We start from the raw sequence: 17,781 nt of genomic DNA, 5'->3' as shown, positions 1-17,781 counted from the left end.
CGACTCGGTTAAACAAGAGAAATTCTGTAAAATTTAATAAAGAAATGATTGAAGAATTTACTGAAGAATTTTCTAAAAGGAACTATTGGGGTAAGTTAAAAAATGCTTTTTCGAACTCTTTAGCCGGCATAGGCTTGGCCAGATAGTAGCCTTGAATCTGATCACAGCCCAATTCTTTCAACACGTCGTATTGGGCTGCAGTTTCAACGCCTTCGGCGATAGTTTTAATTTTCATAAAATTCGCCAGCACAATAATCGAACGTACAATTTCTTTGTCAAACTCATCATTGACAATATGATCAATCGAGAGTTTGGGAAATTTTATGCGGTCGAATGGGAACATCTTCAAATGATTTAAAGAGGAATAGCCGGTTCCAAAGTCATCAATTGAGATAGAGATTCCGAGATCCCTGATCGTTTTGGTAATCTTGTGAATATCGTAGGCTTCTTCGATTGCTATGCTTTCAGTGATCTCCATATCAATCCATTCCGGAGGAACAGCATAGAACTTGATTGCTGATTTGATCATTTCACCAAATTCTTTATGATTTAGCTGTTTGATCGAAACGTTGATGCCCATTTTCAGAGTGGTCTGATAACGGTTGTTCCATTCGGCAATTTGGCGGATCGCCCTGTTCATCACCCATTTTCCAAGCGGAATAATCAGGTCTGTCTCCTCTGCAATCGAAATGAATTCACTCGGAGGAATTGAACCTTCGGCCGGACTATTCCAGCGGAGCAGTGCTTCAATCCCGATAAGACTGTTATCCGGTATGCTGAACTGGGGCTGGTAATGAAGTGAAAATTCTTTATCATAGATCGCTTTTCGCAATAAAATTTCAAGCTTTAGATTCCTTTGGAGGATCGCATTGATTTGCTCATTGAAAAAGACGTATTTATTGAACCCTATTTTTTTGGCCTCATACATCGCTATATCGGAATTCTGGATCAGGGCGTCAAGACTTGAAGCATCATGCGGGTAAATGGAGATCCCGACACTGATCGTTATGTGGAATGTATATTTACTGAGCTGGATTGGTTCTGTACAGATGGCGATGATACTTTGGGCCAGGTTCTCAATATCTGCGTTGTGATATTTGCCATGGAACGCCAGCACAAATTCATCACCGCCGAAGCGGGCCAGCAGGTCATGTTCAGGATCGGCAAATTTCTGGAGACGCTTGGAAAGAGCAATGATCAGTTTATCTCCGATAATATGGCCATAAACATCATTGATCGTTTTGAACCGGTCAATATCGAGAAATAACAGGACGAGAATATCATCGGCCTGGCAGTTTCTGATTTTTTCCTGCACAGCTTCCAGAAAGAAGCGGCGGTTATAAAGCTTGGTTACGATATCTTGACTGGAAAGGTAATGCAGCTGGCGGTTTTTCTTCTCGAGTTCTCTGGCTTTTTCCGAAAGCTCCCGGGTACGTTCATCAATACGTTTTTCAAGTTCAGCATTCAGCTCTTTTTCTCTTGTTAAGAGACGTTGGTCTTTGATGGAATTCTGAATATGATTGCTCAATATTCCATGAAGAAAGATAATAATGAGATAAATCAATAAGCTCTGGATATTGAATCCAACGAAAAATAGAATAATAATAGGTCCGACCAATAAAAGTAACCCCTGATTTCTGTAGCCTTCGTTGGAATAATCCCCATATAGCTCAAGATCATCAGCCCCTGCTTTTATATTCTCGGGTGTTATAAGCGCACTGAGCGCAATGCCTAGCAATGTCGCCATATAAACCGAATCAATCACTGAATTCGGAATATAAAGATCATGCAGATAGAGATAATAATAGACCAAATCGATCAAAGCAAAAGCCAAAACGGAACTTGCTGCGAGCCGGACGGAGGCTGCGATATTACCGGCCCGGATTGAGAAGAACCAGATGGCTATACCGGTCATCATGCCAATATCAAGAACAATGCTCATAGCTGAAGTCCAGCCGCCTCTGGAAACGAGATAAAGGTTCTCGTAGTTCGCATCAAAGTAAATGATCCAGATCAATAGCAGGATGGAAACAGACATCGCCAGACTGTCAATCAGCAGCTGCAGGGCATTCCATCTCCTGAAACGGTTTAGGGCAAAGATGACAGAACTTATCGAAAGAAAAAGATTGGTGCCAAAATACAGGGCTGCAACAAACAAGTCCTCTATTGGATCAATTCCAAGTATCCAAACAGAATAGTCCCACATGAAGTCACCGACTGCCCAAGAAAGGGAAGCAAAAGAAAAAAACAGCCAGATGTAACGAACATACTTTGGCTGGCTTGATTTATAATAGGCCTGCAAAAGCAGAAAAAATGAAATCAGCGCACCAATCGGCGAGAGAATATTTCCCCAAAAATCGGATTGGTTAATGGTCGCAGTAAGGTAAAAAAGATAATAAACAGCAATGAAAACAATAATCAGTGTCTTATTCTTTGTTACTTTCATATTTATTTCTCCGTACAGTGTTTATCATAATTTATATCGGAAATTTTTCTCTTTTTCTGAATAGTATAAATAGGGCATGTACCTAATAAAAATGTAATAATAAAAAGGATTATGAATATTTCTGAAAATACATGTAATATATTACCACAGAAAAACAGTGATTTATACATTAAAATGTAAACACATTTATCATTAATAACTTGTCAATCACAATCAGAACGTTGAAGTAAAAACTTGACAATGAAGGTGTTTTTGGATAAAATACAAAAGGTGTAAAGCAAAAATACTTTACAGTGAGGCCGGAATATCAAAATGAAAGAAATCACTGAAAAAGCCTTGTTATTTGATTTTTATGGCCCCTTGCTGACAGAAAAGCAGGGAAAAATATGGGATTTGTACTATCAGCAGGATTACTCACTTTCTGAGATCGCTGAGGAAGAAGGCATCAGCCGCCAGGCAGTTTATGATTTGCTCAAAAGAACCGAAAAGATTCTGGAGGGATATGAGCACAAGCTTGGACTCGTTTTCCGATTTATCCAGGAAAGAGATAAATTCCACCGCATAGAGTCCTTGCTGGAAGAAGTAAAACAAGAAGATTTCTCCAGCGGATATGCCTGGAAACGTCAGTTGGACATAAATATGCGGATCAAAGAGATTATTGCAGATACATTCGAATAGCGAATAAAAATATGATGGGGAAAGAAGGGACGCCGGGATGGCAATGTTTGAGGGCCTAAGCGAAAAACTCCAGGCTACTTTCAAAAGACTTAGAGGAAAAGGTAAATTAACCGAAGCCGATGTTACAGAGGCCCTGCGTGAAGTTAGAATTGCGCTGCTTGAAGCAGACGTCAATTTCAAGGTTGTCAAAGAACTGATTGCCCGGATCAAGGAGAGGTCTGTAGGTCAGGAAGTACTGGAATCCCTTACTCCCGGGCAGCATGTGATTAAAATTGTCCACGAAGAGATTATCCGTCTGATGGGTGGGAGTGAAAGCAAAATATCGATTTCCTCCAAACCACCGACCATTATTATGCTGGTGGGGCTGCAGGGAGCCGGGAAAACCACCCATGGTGCCAAGCTCGCCAGTATGCTGAAAAAGCAGGGGAAAAACCCGCTGCTGGTCGCCTGTGACATCTACCGTCCTGCTGCAATTAAACAGCTGGAAGTTTTGGGGGAACAGATCAAGGTTCCGGTTTTTTCTCTTGGTCAGGAAAATCCCGTGAAGATCGCTTCCGAGAGTCTGGTATTTGCGAGAAAAAACGGCAATGATGTTGTCATCATCGATACTGCCGGACGGCTGCATATTAATGAAGAACTCATGGATGAACTGTCCAAGATCAAAGGAAATGTCAGACCGCATGAAATATTGTTGGTCGTCGATGCCATGACTGGTCAGGATGCAGTGAATGCTGCCGATGCTTTCCACCAACAGCTCGGACTTGACGGCGTCATTCTTTCCAAACTCGACGGGGATACCCGCGGCGGGGCGGCGCTTTCTGTCAAAGCAGTGACTGGCTGCTCGATCAAATTTGCCGGAACCGGCGAAAAAATGGATGCTTTGGAAGTCTTTCACCCTGACCGGATCGCGTCCAGGATTTTAGGTATGGGCGATGTGCTGACTCTGATCGAGAGAGCCCAGCAGAACGTCGACGAGAAAAAAGCCAGGGAACTGGAAGAGAAAATCCGCAAACAGGAGCTTACGCTGGATGACTACCTTGACCAGATCAAACAGCTGCGCTCGATGGGTCCTTTGTCGTCTGTGCTGGAAATGCTGCCTGGAATCGGTAAGCAGCTGAAAGGCGTCCAAATTGATGAGAAAGAGTTCTACAAGGCGGAAGCCATCATCTGCTCGATGACAGCGGATGAAAGAAGAAAACCGATCCTGATCAAGGACTCCCGTAAAAAAAGGATAGCGAAAGGGAGCGGAACAACGGTTGTCGATGTTGGAAGGCTTCTTAAGCAATATGAACAAACCAAGAAAATGATGAAACAGCTTTCCGGGCTCCCAGGGATGGGAGGAGCCGCCAAAGGCGGTACGAAGAAAGGAAAGAAAGGGAAAAAACAAGGCAAGAAGTCTTTCCCAAAATTTCCTTTCCAAATATAGTGCCATAAAATCCAAACAATTTTATATAGCTTTAAATCATTGCGGATTCCCAAATATCATTTATGTTGTTGAATATATGGGTTTAGAGTTTGTTGGAGGAGGTGAAATTATGGCAACAACGATTCGTTTGCGCCGCATGGGTGCAAAGAAAAATCCTTTCTACCGTCTTGTAGTATGCGACTCAGCATCCCGCCGTGATGGCAGAGCAATTGAGGAAATTGGTTATTATGATCCTACCAAAAATCCTCATGAAATCAAGATAGATGAGATCAAAGCGCTGGAATGGTTGACTCAGGGAGCTCAACCTTCAGATACCGCAAAATCTCTGCTCAGTCAGGCCGGAATTATGGAGAAATTTCATAAATCCAAGTAAGCATGGAGGTGACTCCTGTGAAAGAAGTCGTAGAGGTACTAGCTAAGGCATTGGTGGATCATCCTGAAGAAGTTATTGTGGTTCAGAATGCTACAGAGAGAACTGTGCACCTTCAATTGACAGTTGCTCAGGAAGATATGGGCAAAGTGATCGGTAAACAGGGCAAGATCGCTAACGCTATTCGGACAATAGTCAAGGCTGCGGCCGTGAAAGACGGACGCAGGGTTATTGTTGATATTGACCAGTAAGGTTGGAAAGGGCTCAGGCCCTTTTTGACTTTAATGGTTCAGAAGAACGCTAAGTGCTTTCTGAACCATCTAAGGGCAGCTAAGGCTGACGACGACCAAGTTTTCTTTAAATGGGATGATGGATTTCGGGAATTCTTTAAAGGAAAGGGCGTAACGCCTTGGAAAGTATATTAATTGGAGAGGTCCTGAAACCGCAGGGTATCAAAGGAGAGATCAAGGTATACCCGATTACGGATAATACGGAGCGGTTCAGGGATCTGAAAGAAATTTATCTATCTGATGGAAAGACTGAAAAAAAAATTCATGTCCAGGGGGTAAGGATTGATCCGAAAGGTATTGTGTTCTTGACTTTGGAAGGCATTGCTACCAGGGAGGATGCTGAAAAGATCCGTGGATTTGAGGTCAGACTAGATCGATCGGAAATTCCTCCGCTGCAAGACCGCTGGTATTACTTTGAGCTTGAGGGAATGCAGGTTTACGAGAATGATATTCTGCTGGGGACTTTGATAAGAGTTCAGGAAACTGGTTCGAACGATATCTATATTGTCCGCGGCGAAAAAACTGAATTCTGTGTTCCGGCCTTGAAAAACGTCGTCAAAAAGGTGGATGTCCCCGCGAAAAGAATGGATGTCATTTTGCCTCCGGGACTACTCGATGATGAGTCTTAGCATAAAGAGAGGCTGCGTATGAAGTTTATTGTACTGACGATTTTTCCGGAAATGTTTGCGCCATTAAAAGAAAGCATTCTGAAAAGGGCTCAGGAAGCGGGCCTGCTTGAGATAGCGCTTGTTAATTTCCGCGATTATGCCGAGAGCAAACATAAAAATGTGGATGATATCCCGTATGGCGGGGGTTCGGGAATGGTTCTAAAGCCGGAGCCTCTGTTCAAGGCTGTCCGGAATTTGCCGGAGCCTGCAGGAAGCCGCCGAATTATTTTGCTCTCGCCTCAGGGAAAAAAATTTGAGCAGCGGGAAGCTTTGAGACTGGCTGGATATGATGAGTTAGTTTTTTTGTGCGGCCATTATGAAGGATTTGACGAGAGAATACGCGTCCTGGCCGATGAGGAGATGTCCATCGGAGATTATGTTTTAACGGGAGGAGAACTTGCTGCGATGGTGATGATTGATTCGGTGGCAAGGCTCTTACCGGGGGTTCTCGGGAACAGTGTTTCGCAGGAGGATGATTCCCACAGTCAAGGTCTGCTCGAGTATCCTCAGTATACACGTCCTCCCGACTTTGAAGGAATGCAGGTGCCCGAGGTTCTGCTTTCAGGACACCACGCCAACATTGAGCGCTGGCGTAGAAAAGAGTCTCTGAAAAGGACTCTCCTGAAAAGAAGTGATTTAATCCCGCAGATAGAGTTTCAGCAAACAGATTATCCGCTTTTAGAGGAACTTGCGCTTGAGCATCCGGAGATTAAGGTTTACCGCGAGAGATGGGAACATTTAAAGCCTGCTCCGAAACGGAGACGACGAATTAAGAGCGAGTAGTATAAAGACCAAAGACCTATTGTGGCAGGTCTGCTTGCCACAATACCGCTATCGGCTATTGTGCCCTCCGTGGCACAAAAATCCGCGCTGCGCACTCCATGCTCCGCTTGTCGCGGAACTGTGGCAATCAGACTAATTATAAGTTTTTTGGACAGGTCTGCTTGCTATATAGCCACTTATTTAGGGTATTGCTTTACAATTTAATAAGATCTGGAGGAAATAATGGGAGAATTATATGTAGCCCTTATTCACGCACCTGTCTACAACAAAAATATGGAGCAGGTCGTAACGTCAATAACCAACCTCGATTTGCACGATATTGCCCGAAGCTCAACTACATATGGGGTGAATACCTATTATGTTGTTCATCCCGGTCCGGCTCAGCAGGATCTTGCCCGGCGAATCATGGGCTTTTGGCGGGAAGGGTATGGCGCTGAATATAATCCTAATAGATATGAAGCTTTTGAGAAAGTGCAGCTTGCTTCGACGCTGGAAGAAGTTGTCCAGGAAATCAAAATCAAGAATCCCGGCAAGAAATTATTCACGGTTGCAACGGATGCGAGACTGTATCTGAATACGATTGAATATTCCGAACTGCGCCGGAAGCTTGAGGAAACTGATGAGGACTTCCTGCTGCTTTTCGGAACAGGTTGGGGTATTATAAAGGAAGAAATGGAAAAAGCAGACTATATTCTGAAGCCAGTTTATGGTTTTGGAGACTATAATCATCTGTCTGTCCGGTCAGCTGCTGCAATTATTTTGGATAGGCTCAGAGGCCATTAATCGCGATCTTTCGGATTGACAAGGCACTAGAATAAAGTGTTTTTCTTTGGGGAAAATAGTGCTGGGGTGAGATTATGAAAAACACTTTAATTCTGGGTGGGGGAATCGGCGGTATTGTTGCCTCCAATATTCTTAAAAATGCGGCGGGAGATTCCATGCAGGTAACGGTCGTAGACCGGGAAGTGAATCATTACTTTGCAGCCTCTTATCCACTTCTGATGATCGGTCAGCGAGAACCAACGGATATAACAAGGAAGTTAACCAATTTAAAAAAGAAGAATATCCATGTTTTGCATCAGGAAGTACAGAAAATCGATGTAACCGGACATCAGGTCTCAACAAATCAGGGAGTCTTGCCTTTTGACTATTTGATTATTTCTTTGGGAGTGGAGTATCACACTGAAACCGTACCCGGATTCAAAGAATATGCTTTAAATGCTTATGATTTTGATGGTGTGAGAAAGATAAATCAGCAATTGAACAATTTCTCCTCTGGACGAATTGTATTTTTTATATCTAGCTTGCCATATAAATGTCCACCTGCTCCTTATGAAATAATGTTTCTTTTGGACCAGTTTTTTCGGAAAAGGGGAATTCGGAATAAAATTGAGCTTACCTTGGTGACGCCAGATTACTCCCCGGAGCCATTAGCCAAGCCCAAGGTTGGGCAAAGCGTAAGAAAAATGCTTGCTGAAAAAGGGATAGAATTGATCACAGAAGCGAAAGTGCTCAGGATTGAGGAAAAAACTTTAATCCTGGATCATGGCACGAAGATTGCTGCGGATCTTTTGTTGGGTATTGCGCCTCACTGGACTCCGGAGGTATTGCGAAAGTCGAATTTGGTGGATAGCAGTGGATTTGTTGAAGTAGACCTTCACACTTTGGAAACAAATCACCCGACAATCTATGCCATTGGTGATGCTGCAGCGGTAAAGCTTCCGGTAATTGGGGCCTACGCACCGAAAGCCGGTTCATTTGCGCATTACCAGGCAGATGTTGTAGCAAGAAATATCTATCTTCTGTCCAGGGGGGCAAAGCCGGAATATACCTATAAAGGAAAGGGTACCTGAATCATGAATACCGGGTTCGGTCGAGCCCGATATTCATCGGTTCAGTATTATAAAAAACCAAGCCCATCGATCTCTCTATGGAAACCAACACGGACAGCCTATCTCACAAAACTTGGATTTGAAAAATACTGGTTTCGCCGTTTTATATAATCCAGAATTACAGAAGATTAGAAAAACGAACAGAAATGAAAGCAGGTATGAAGAATGCAAAAATTTAAAGGGAACCAACGTGAATCAACGCTGTATCGAAAACTTGAAGAAATTAACTAGAGATTTAGTAAAAAAGATATAGTATATTGCGCATTTTTGGTGTGTGTGGTAATATGATACAGTGTAAAAAACGGATGGTCCTCTGGCTTGATGTAAGAAGTTAAGAACATCTAGGCAAGGAAGGGGGTAATTTATTATGGATTATATTCGTATGATTGAAGAGCAGCAGCTTAAAGATAATATTCCTTCATTCCGTCCTGGAGATACAGTCAAAGTACATGTACGTATTATCGAGGGTACTCGTGAGCGTATTCAGGTCTTTGAAGGGCTTGTGATTAAAAGGAAGGGCGATGGCTTAAGGGAGACTTTCACCGTGCGCCGAGTTTCCAACGGAGTAGGTGTAGAAAGAACATTCCCCCTTCATTCTCCACGTATTGACAAGATTGAAGTTGTACGTAAAGGTATTGTCCGCAGAGCGAAACTTTACTATCTGCGTGACCGTTACGGCAAATCGGCCAGAATCAGAGAACGCCGCTAAAAACAGAGAAGATAGGAAAGAGCTGGAGAAATTCAGCTCTTTTGACGTCCATGGAGGGACTAATACCGCGATGCCATGGACGGCAAGGAGCGGTGAATTTCTATGGAGGATTATGAACATTCAATGGTATCCTGGTCATATGACCAGAGCGAAAAGAAAGCTCGAAGAACAACTGGCTTGGGTTGATATTGTCATGGAACTGGGAGACGCTCGTTTGCCACTGAGCAGCAGGAATCCCCTGCTGAAGCAGCTGCTTGGAAACAAGCTCCGCTTGCTTTTGTTGAACAAATCGGACCTTGCTGACAAAAAGAGGATCGACCAGTGGCTTGTGAAACTTGGCAAGGAAGGACCTGTTTTAGCGATCAGCTCCATGACCAGCATCGGCGTCAAAAAAATTGTCCCGCTGCTCGAGGAACTGATGACGGATAAAAGAGAACGGCTGGCCGCCAGGGGAGTGCGGGGAAGACCTATTCGCGTCATGGTAGTTGGTATACCCAATATTGGCAAGTCTACGCTGATTAATCAGCTGACCGGCGGTTCACAAGCCAAGACGGGCAACAAACCAGGTGTTACGCGCGGCAACCAGTGGATCAGGATACATGATAAAGTCGAGCTGCTTGATACTCCGGGTATGCTTTGGCCCAAATTTGATGATCCTGAAGTAGGCAGGAAACTCGCTGTGACCGGTGCGGTAAGAGATGAGGTATTCGACCAGGAAGAACTTGCCCAGTGGCTTCTCGCTTGGCTTAAACAGAACTATCCTCAGGAACTGCAAAGCTTTTACAAGCTTGAAGAAACAGACACCGATCTTGAAGGAATTGGCCGTAAAAGAGGCTGTTTGGTTAGCGGTGGCAGGATCGATACCTTCAAAGCCGCCCAGATCTTTCTTCGTGAGTTCCGCAGCGGTAAAATCGCCAAAGTGACTATGGATTAAAAATTGACGCTTCTATACATTACGGAGACTGGTCTCTGGAGTATGTGCCACATTTTATTCAGCTGGGGAGATGAAGGAATGAATGAAATCGAAAGAATAGAGAAACTCCTGGAGATAGAAAAAGGTTTGTTCGCTGAAGGATATTCACGGATTGCCGGTGTAGATGAAGCAGGGAGAGGCCCGCTTGCCGGGCCTGTTATTGCCGCTGCCTGCATCCTCCCAAGGGGGTTTGACCTGCCTGGTCTGAATGACTCTAAAAAATGTTCGGAAAAGAAAAGAAGAGAATTAGCGGGAAAAATTAAAAGGCAGGCTGTAGCTTTTGCGCTGGGAAGTGCGACATCCGAGGAAATTGACCTGCTGAACATATTAAGAGCCACAAAGCTGGCGATGACAAGAGCCCTGGAAAACCTGAAACCCAACCCTGACTACATCATTATCGACGGCAGGGACATGCTGAATATGGATACGGCTCAGAAAGCCATTATTGGTGGAGACGGTCTTAGTGCGAGTATTGCCGCAGCTTCAATCCTGGCCAAGGTTACCAGGGATGAGCTGATGGATGAGATGCATCGGATTTATCCGGAATATCATTTTGATCAACACAAGGGTTATGGAACCAAGCTGCACATGGAGGTAATAAATCACTTTGGTCCTTGCCCAATCCACCGGCAGAGCTTCTCACCGATCAAAGAAATGATCGCCGGGACGCAGTATAAACTCGGGTAATATCTGAGATTGGGAGCGTCATACAGTGTACATAAAGAAGATTTGAGACTTAAGGATTACAATAGAATTTATTTCAGTAACAGATAAGGAATAGCTGCATTGTACGCGGCTATTCCTTTTTGATTTTTATCCAATGACGTATCCAATATTTCCAACTATTTTACTCTGATTCTTTCACCAACATAAATACGATGTCTGCGCTTTCTTAAATGGGGGTTCAAATTTAATAAGATGATGACAGTCACGCCGTGCTGGCGTGCAATCTTCGATAAATTGTCTCCCTTGTGAACCTGATGATGCAAACGGATCACTCCTTTAACCAAATTACATATCCATATTATGGAATGACCCGGATTGTTCGTGTATGTACATATGGATTATTTTTTGTTCATCATATTTATAAATTTATAATTTGACTGTACTTATTTGATTAATTAATTCGTCTTCGTCCTGTCCAATACCCTGTACTGCAATGATTCGGCCAGATGTTGTGCCTGTATATTATCAGATCCGGCCATATCGGCGATCGTTCTGGCTACCCGCAGGATACGGTCGTGGGCCCGGGCACTGAAGAGGTTTTTATCAAAAACTTTTTGCAGGAGGGATTCACCGGCGCTGTCCAATTGGCACAGCACTTTTGTTTCGCGTCCGGTCATTTCTGAGTTTGTCCTGCTCTCATTCAATCTTTTGTACTGAATTTCTCTGGTTCTGATCACCCGGTTACGGACAATCTCAGAGGTTTCCCGGTTGTCCCCATGCTTTAACTCCCCATAGCTCAAACGGGGCACTTCAAGCTGAAGATCAAAGCGGTCCAGCAAGGGTCCGGAAACCCTCCCACGGTAGTGGCTAACCTGCAGGGGCGTGCAGGAACATTCCCGGCCATTCTCCCCAAAATAGCCGCACGGACACGGATTCATCGAAGCGATGACACAAATGCGTGTCGGAAACTCGATTCTGCCTCTCAGACGGATTAACGTCAGTTTCCGGTCCTCGAGCGGCTGACGGAGTGCTTCGAGGACTTCCCGGGAAAACTCAGGCAGTTCATCTAGAAAGAGAACACCATGATTGGCCAAGGCGAGTTCCCCGGGCTTAATTTTCTGTCCCCCGCCGATGATTCCGGCAACTGTAGCCGTATGGTGAGGGCTGCGGAAAGGCCTTTGCGTAATCAGCTGTCCATTTCCCCGGATAATACCAGTCAGGCTGTGAAGCTGAGTCACATCAAGACTCTCCTCAACCGTGAGCGGAGGCAGGATCCCGGCAAATGCTCTGGCCAGCAGCGTTTTCCCAGAGCCAGGCGGACCAATCATAAACAGGTTGTGCCCGCCACAGGCGGCAATTTCCAGTCCGCGTTTGACCTGCATCTGCCCGTGAATATCCGACCAGTCCACAGATACCTTTTCAAGGATTTCAGCAGAGGGCGGGAAAGGAATAACGGAAAAATTATCTTCTCCGTTCAAAATTCCCACTAACTCAGCAAGACTGATCACGCTTGCACTTTTTATTTCGGTTACAAGCCTCGCTTCGGCTAGATTCGCAGGCGGTATAATCAGAGCTTGTTTTTCTGGCTCGCTTTTTAAAGCCAGCGCCATGGTCAGAACACCCGGTATCGGACGTAAAAGACCTTCCAGGGAAAGCTCGCCGGCAAAAACATAGCGGTTCAGTACGGAGTTATTCAGTTCTTCCATGGCAGCCAATATACCCAAAGCGATCGGTAAATCCAGACCGGAGCCTTCTTTGCGCAGGTCTGCAGGAGCAAGATTCACTGTAATTCTTTTCAAAGGGAAATCAAAGCCTGAGTTTTTCAACGCTGATCGGACTCTGTCCCTGGCCTCTTTCACAGCAGTGGCCGCAAGACCTACAATTTCCAGACAGGGAAGACCATTGGCAATATCCACTTCGACGCTGACCGGCTGGGCTGAGAGACTGTCGATAGACATTCCACTGACAGAAGCAAACATTTTTTTCACCTCGAAAACAAAATTCGCTTCTGACAGCAAATATCCTTCTATAAATTTACATTAATAGAATAATATAGTTGAATTTTAGGGAGCTTTATGGAATTAGACAGAAACGGAAAGAAAACCTAAAAGTTAACCTTAAATGAAAAGATAACTTCAGTTTTGAGCGTCCTAATCAGAACCCCATTTCTGAATAATAAGACAAATCCCGTTTTCCAACCTTAATTGCAAAAAACGGGATTTATCTTCAGCCTTTTTACTTCTATATTTTTTATGCCGATTTCGAATTTCTTTCGGACCTTTGTCGTTTTCATTATTTAGCTCCATGTACGCATATCCTCCCCTTATAGCTTGGTCTAAAAATTAACATACTTCAAAATAATGGAATAGGTGTTTTCGCTATAAAAGTAGTTAAAGCTACATCTGTATCCGCATTGAAGAAGTATAATAAATATTAGATAATTAGCTTATAGATTAACTACTATGGGGAAGGTGGTCATTTTATGGAGCGGTTAAGCAGCGAAGATTTCTCGTTTATATTCAAACGCGATAATATTCCTCAGGCATTAATTAATAAAGGGAGAGTACTACATATTGCTAAGAATACAATAATAGCCTCTCCCGGCGATCTGCCAAATGAATTATATTATGTCTGTAAAGGCAGCTTACACGCTTACGAATACTCCACAAAGGGAAATGAACGGATCGTAGCGATTCTTGATGAAGGTAGTATATTTTGGGAAACTTGTTTCCTTTTTCAAGTGCCTATCCCTTATTACTTTAAGACAACAAAGGACTCTCATTTAATATCAATAAAGCATAGTGACCTCATCAATTTATTAGCATCAGATTTGAGTGTAACCCTGTCGATTCTACAGTCGCTTACCAAAAAATTATTAACCCAGATGTACCTGACAGATGAACTGCTCCATTATAATACGGAATGGAGGATCTGCAATCTTCTTATCGTCATAGCTGAAAATTACGGCTTAGAAGAAGACGCAAAGGTTAAATTGGATACTAATATTACCCAACAGTTTATGAGCAATTTGCTTGGTATAAACCGAGTCACCACCGTAAGGGTTATTCAAAAATTGAAAAGAATGAAGCTAATTGATTTTACTAATGGGTACTACTATATAAGAGATATTCAGAGACTAGAAGACTATCAAGCAGGGTTATTATTCAGTTCTTGAAAGTATCCCTTCTTTGTTATCTTTTCCTAACCAGTTTATCTCCTCTCTGGGAGCATTGGGTGGCGATGCTCCGGCCTTTTTTCAAATAATAAAACTCATCCAGCACATCGCCATAGGAAGTAATCACATTATTTTGCGCGAAAAACACATCTACCCCGATAGCCACGATCTGATTGGAATGGTATTATTCAATTTAAAATTTCTGATGAACTCTTTTGGCACCGCATCTTTCAAAGCCTGTCCAACTCCTCCCAGATCATGAGAAAATAATTCCTAATTGCTTAGTTCTAAAAGGATAGGAGTCTCCGCTACACCAGTAGCTGAAACTCCTATCCTTTTATTGGAGGTTGTGCTATTTTAGCATTGAAAAACATTATACGAGGGAGGTGTTATACAATGTTGAAAACAATCAGCGGATATTTCAAAATGATTTTCTTCAAAATTTTTACGATCAGCCCCAAACATTCCCGGTCAGGCAAACGATGGTTTCAGGGCATATCTATCCTGGCAATCCTGATCCATGGTCTGCTGCTAATCGGGATGTTACTCAAAGTCGGAATCATTCATTTCCTGGAAATGCTGGTGACTGCGGTCACATTCCAAAGCGATCGGCTTGATTTCAACAACGGCGCGCTGGCATTCGTGGTGGTTCTGATGTTTGTGTACGGGATTCTTTCCCTGCGCCTGCGCCCAAAATCTCTTTATCTCTACGACCTCGCGGTACTCTTCGGTCTTTTTTCTATTGTTCTCGGGGCCCGGCAGGTGTTACTTTTCGAGGTGGCTTGGATTATCTTTTGGCTGGCGCACCGCCTGTTTTTAGGATTGAATGTCCTAAAACAGCCCGCCGCCGCGGTACTCGCTGAGAAGGTGGCTTTGTAAGGATTAGTGAAACGTTCAACATGATGGGAAAGGGAGATGTGATAGTGAAAGAATATAAAATGACGCGCCGCCAGTTTCTTAAGCGGACCGGGATGGCAGCCGCGGCGACGGCGGCCACTTCAGCTTACCTGAATACCACGGAGGCCCTGGCGAGCACCGAGGTTCCCGCCCCCCGTCCGGTCGGAAAGTACATCCAGTCGGAGGAGTGGGCCGACGGGGCGGTCATAGAGACTGATTTACTGATTATCGGGACTGGCTTTGCTGGACTATGGGCGGCCATAACCGCTGCCGACCAGGGTGTGAAAAGCATCGCGGTGGTGGACAAAGGATCGATCGGCAATTCCAGCAACGCCAGTATGACTGGGGGAGGCACGTTCTTCCTGCACCCGGGCGAAGATAAAATGGACTGGATGAAGGAACTTGTGCCCATTTCCGATTATTTGAGCCGGCAGGATATGTGGGACGACCAGCTGACCACTTCGTATTCCCGTATGGAAAAGCTTAAGTCCTGGGGACTCGAATACAAAGATATGATTCCCATGGTGGCGCCCCGCGTGAGTATCGACGGCTTCAAGCATGTCGCGCTAAATGGTAATCCCGTGTGGAACGGTCTGACTGCGGGCAAAGCGGTGACTGGGATGCTCCGTGACCAGATGCAGAAAAGAAAAGGAATCCGCTATTTTTCCAAGACCATGATCACCCGGCTATTAAAGCAGGATGGGAAGATCGCGGGTGCGGTGGGCGTCCACAGGGTCAACGGGAAAGCGGCGGTGTTCAAAGCCAAAGCCGTGATTATTTCCACAGGGCAGTGCAGTTTCCGCGGGCAGTACGCGGTGACGGAGATCCAGACCGGAGATGGGTACGCGCTGGCTTATAACGCCGGGGCGACCATGACTAATATGGAATTCCTGTCTTTTGAGACAGTTCCGGGTGTTTACGGAGAGGAAGGAGCCTGCCTGAAGGGCACCTTCGGCTGCCGGTTGCTCAACTCGGAGAACCGCGACTTTATGTGGGATTATAATCCTAAGGACGGCTTAGGCGGCCCCGCCCGCATCACCACCCGGGCCATGGCCAAGGAGGTCAGGGAGGGCCGGGGACCTATCCGCATGGATCAGACTACGTTCACCTTCACCCTGTTGGGCCAGCGCATATGGCGATCCATGCTTATATATACAGAATGGCAAAAATTAAACGAGTACAGGCTGGATGACACTGGGCACGACGTCACGGAGAAGCCCGAGATTTTTTACGTCGGCTCGTTCGGGATCATTGGCGCCGTCAAAGCCGATATTGGTTGCGGCACTACCATCCCCGGCCTTTATGTTGCCGGCATCACCCTTTCGCAAGACCCTGGGATGATCAAAGGCGCTGAGAGCGCCCGGGCGATGTGGTCCGGCCAAAAGTCGGCGATGTCCGCGGCCGATTATATCTCACACGCTCCGGATGTAAAGCTCGATCTGGATTATGCGGAAGCGGAAAGAAAGGCAGCCTTGAAGCCTTTGGGCAGGACAGACGGCAGAACGCCCAACGAGATTCTCTTTAAACTACAGGAAATCATCTTCGATTACAATGTCTCCATCTTGAAAAACGAGTCAAGACTACGGGATGCCCTGCAGAAAGTCATTGCGATTAAGGAATCCGACCTGCCCGTCATGACCGCCGCCGATACCCACGAGCTGATCAAATACTATGAGACACACAATATGGTAGAATGCGCGGAATTGTACCTGCGGGCTTCCCTGGAGCGGCGTGAGACCCGAGAGTGCCATTACCGGGAAGACTATCCCGAGACCAATAACAAGGAATGGCTAAAATGGATTAACTTAACCAAGGGAGCGGACGGGCAGCCGGTCATAGCTTTGGAAGCGGTTCCATTTGATCAATATCCCATTAAGCCGCCGAAGGAGGTCTGACATGATCCAAGAAATCAACGTCCAAAAATGTACTGGCTGTCGCACATGTTTTGAGGTCTGCACCAAGGATGTCCTGCGTTTCGACGAGGCAAAGAAGAAGGCGTATATCGCCTATATCGTTGATTGTCAAACATGCTATAACTGCGAGATTAACTGTCCCTCACTTGCGATTTACGTCGACCCGATGCATCACAAGAAATATTTGCCCTGGTAATTATTCGGTCACTTTTCTGACGCTCTTTTAGGAAGTCGTGAATATATATAACTGCATTACTTGTGTCCCTCTTAAAGCAAGGTTTTCTGCTGATAGAAATATCTGTCGGCGAAAGGTCTTGCTTTAAGTGTCCAAATATGAAACCACTGCGATCAGAATCAGCATAAGGCTCAGAAGGGTCGAAGCCTAGATTTAACATTAATTGACGAGGCGACTACCAATGTACTCCTTATCACTTTTTATTATATAGATGCTCACCGATTACAGCCGACCCATTCAAATTAATCAAGAATGAAACTATAGTGCCCCTTGAATCCAATTGAATTCGGGGACGCCTTCAGCCATGTTAATGGCGAAAACATCAAACCTGATTTGCGGCCATTGACGATAGTGTTGTTCCAGAAGATAATACGAGGCAATACTTTTAAGCCTTTGGATTTTCCAGAGGCCGATGCTTTCTTCTGCGGATCCCCGGCTATTGGAACTCCTCAGTCTGACTTCGATAAATACAATTGTTTTCCCATCCCTGGCGATAATGTCGATTTCTCCCTTGGGACAGCGATAATTGCGCTGGATAATGTTCAAGCCGGCTTCCTTAATATGTTCCAAAGCCATATCTTCGCCCCGCTGCCCCAACTGTCTTTTATTCAATGTTTTAGGACCTCCTAAGAGTAAAAAATCCCGTACATATTCAACGTA

20 protein-coding genes are annotated in these 17,781 nt (G+C 44.9%); 15 read left to right on the top strand and 5 right to left on the bottom strand.

Features of this window, described 5'->3' with window-relative positions; all coding sequences use genetic code 11:
• Window positions 1–82: 82 nt before the first annotated feature.
• Complete coding sequence (locus DHBDCA_RS10560) at window positions 83–2,446, bottom strand: putative bifunctional diguanylate cyclase/phosphodiesterase (RefSeq protein WP_015044190.1); 2,364 nt, start codon at window positions 2,444–2,446, stop codon at window positions 83–85.
• A 312-nt stretch (window positions 2,447–2,758) separates the two neighbouring features.
• On the opposite strand from DHBDCA_RS10560, the gene ylxM reads away from it, so the two are divergent.
• From ylxM to DHBDCA_RS10505, 11 genes are all read left to right on the top strand, one after another.
• Window positions 2,759–3,124, top strand: coding sequence for a YlxM family DNA-binding protein (ylxM, locus tag DHBDCA_RS10555; RefSeq protein ID WP_015044189.1), 366 nt, complete (start codon window positions 2,759–2,761; stop codon window positions 3,122–3,124).
• Window positions 3,125–3,167: 43 nt separating this feature from the next.
• The gene (gene ffh, locus DHBDCA_RS10550) at window positions 3,168–4,550 is read left to right on the top strand and encodes a signal recognition particle protein (protein WP_034378608.1); all 1,383 of its coding nucleotides are present in this window, start codon (window positions 3,168–3,170) and stop codon (window positions 4,548–4,550) included.
• 109 nt (window positions 4,551–4,659) lie between these two features.
• On the top strand, window positions 4,660–4,923 hold the full coding sequence (gene rpsP / locus DHBDCA_RS10545; RefSeq protein ID WP_015044187.1) for a 30S ribosomal protein S16: 264 nt from the start codon (window positions 4,660–4,662) through the stop codon (window positions 4,921–4,923).
• A 17-nt stretch (window positions 4,924–4,940) separates the two neighbouring features.
• Window positions 4,941–5,171, top strand: coding sequence for a KH domain-containing protein (locus tag DHBDCA_RS10540; protein WP_015044186.1), 231 nt, complete (start codon window positions 4,941–4,943; stop codon window positions 5,169–5,171).
• A 158-nt stretch (window positions 5,172–5,329) separates the two neighbouring features.
• On the top strand, window positions 5,330–5,839 hold the full coding sequence (gene rimM / locus DHBDCA_RS10535) for a ribosome maturation factor RimM (RefSeq protein WP_015044184.1): 510 nt from the start codon (window positions 5,330–5,332) through the stop codon (window positions 5,837–5,839).
• Between the two features lie 18 nt (window positions 5,840–5,857).
• Window positions 5,858–6,661 (top strand): tRNA (guanosine(37)-N1)-methyltransferase TrmD, encoded by an 804-nt coding sequence (gene trmD, locus DHBDCA_RS10530; protein WP_015044183.1) that lies wholly within the window; start codon window positions 5,858–5,860, stop codon window positions 6,659–6,661.
• 222 nt (window positions 6,662–6,883) lie between these two features.
• A complete protein-coding gene (locus tag DHBDCA_RS10525; protein WP_015044182.1) occupies window positions 6,884–7,444 on the top strand; it encodes an RNA methyltransferase in 561 nt (186 codons plus the stop codon).
• 74 nt (window positions 7,445–7,518) lie between these two features.
• Complete coding sequence (locus DHBDCA_RS10520; protein WP_015044181.1) at window positions 7,519–8,514, top strand: NAD(P)/FAD-dependent oxidoreductase; 996 nt, start codon at window positions 7,519–7,521, stop codon at window positions 8,512–8,514.
• Window positions 8,515–8,920: 406 nt separating this feature from the next.
• A complete protein-coding gene (gene rplS / locus DHBDCA_RS10515; protein ID WP_015044180.1) occupies window positions 8,921–9,262 on the top strand; it encodes a 50S ribosomal protein L19 in 342 nt (113 codons plus the stop codon).
• Window positions 9,263–9,374: 112 nt separating this feature from the next.
• A complete protein-coding gene (ylqF, locus tag DHBDCA_RS10510; protein WP_015044179.1) occupies window positions 9,375–10,196 on the top strand; it encodes a ribosome biogenesis GTPase YlqF in 822 nt (273 codons plus the stop codon).
• Between the two features lie 78 nt (window positions 10,197–10,274).
• Complete coding sequence (locus tag DHBDCA_RS10505; protein WP_015044178.1) at window positions 10,275–10,922, top strand: ribonuclease HII; 648 nt, start codon at window positions 10,275–10,277, stop codon at window positions 10,920–10,922.
• Window positions 10,923–11,077: 155 nt separating this feature from the next.
• Here the strand turns inward: DHBDCA_RS10505 and DHBDCA_RS15905 are convergent, their stop codons facing one another.
• From DHBDCA_RS15905 to DHBDCA_RS15470, 3 genes are all read right to left on the bottom strand, one after another.
• The gene (locus tag DHBDCA_RS15905) at window positions 11,078–11,233 is read right to left on the bottom strand and encodes a LysM peptidoglycan-binding domain-containing protein (RefSeq protein ID WP_256364967.1); all 156 of its coding nucleotides are present in this window, start codon (window positions 11,231–11,233) and stop codon (window positions 11,078–11,080) included.
• 123 nt (window positions 11,234–11,356) lie between these two features.
• Window positions 11,357–12,880 (bottom strand): YifB family Mg chelatase-like AAA ATPase, encoded by a 1,524-nt coding sequence (locus DHBDCA_RS10500; RefSeq protein ID WP_015044176.1) that lies wholly within the window; start codon window positions 12,878–12,880, stop codon window positions 11,357–11,359.
• Window positions 12,881–13,051: 171 nt separating this feature from the next.
• Window positions 13,052–13,207 carry a hypothetical protein gene (locus DHBDCA_RS15470; protein ID WP_015044175.1) on the bottom strand — a complete coding sequence of 52 codons (156 nt, stop codon included), beginning with the start codon at window positions 13,205–13,207 and terminating at the stop codon, window positions 13,052–13,054.
• Window positions 13,208–13,383: 176 nt separating this feature from the next.
• On the opposite strand from DHBDCA_RS15470, the gene DHBDCA_RS10495 reads away from it, so the two are divergent.
• From DHBDCA_RS10495 to DHBDCA_RS10480, 4 genes are all read left to right on the top strand, one after another.
• The gene (locus DHBDCA_RS10495) at window positions 13,384–14,076 is read left to right on the top strand and encodes a Crp/Fnr family transcriptional regulator (protein ID WP_015044174.1); all 693 of its coding nucleotides are present in this window, start codon (window positions 13,384–13,386) and stop codon (window positions 14,074–14,076) included.
• A gap of 396 nt (window positions 14,077–14,472) precedes the next feature.
• Window positions 14,473–14,955 (top strand): hypothetical protein, encoded by a 483-nt coding sequence (locus tag DHBDCA_RS10490; RefSeq protein ID WP_015044172.1) that lies wholly within the window; start codon window positions 14,473–14,475, stop codon window positions 14,953–14,955.
• Window positions 14,956–14,975: 20 nt separating this feature from the next.
• Entirely contained in the window at window positions 14,976–16,868 is a 1,893-nt protein-coding gene (locus DHBDCA_RS10485) for an FAD-binding protein (protein WP_343205463.1), read from the top strand.
• A 1-nt stretch (window position 16,869) separates the two neighbouring features.
• Window positions 16,870–17,082, top strand: a complete 213-nt coding sequence (locus DHBDCA_RS10480; protein WP_021315576.1) for a 4Fe-4S dicluster domain-containing protein — start codon at window positions 16,870–16,872, stop codon at window positions 17,080–17,082.
• A gap of 297 nt (window positions 17,083–17,379) precedes the next feature.
• Here the strand turns inward: DHBDCA_RS10480 and DHBDCA_RS10475 are convergent, their stop codons facing one another.
• Window positions 17,380–17,733 (bottom strand): YraN family protein, encoded by a 354-nt coding sequence (locus tag DHBDCA_RS10475; RefSeq protein WP_015044170.1) that lies wholly within the window; start codon window positions 17,731–17,733, stop codon window positions 17,380–17,382.
• Window positions 17,734–17,781: the final 48 nt, after the last annotated feature.

Source organism: Dehalobacter sp. DCA (assembly GCF_000305775.1).
In the GTDB taxonomy this organism is placed as follows: domain Bacteria; phylum Bacillota; class Desulfitobacteriia; order Desulfitobacteriales; family Syntrophobotulaceae; genus Dehalobacter; species Dehalobacter alkaniphilus.
This window is presented reverse-complemented; position numbering and strand designations above follow the sequence as displayed.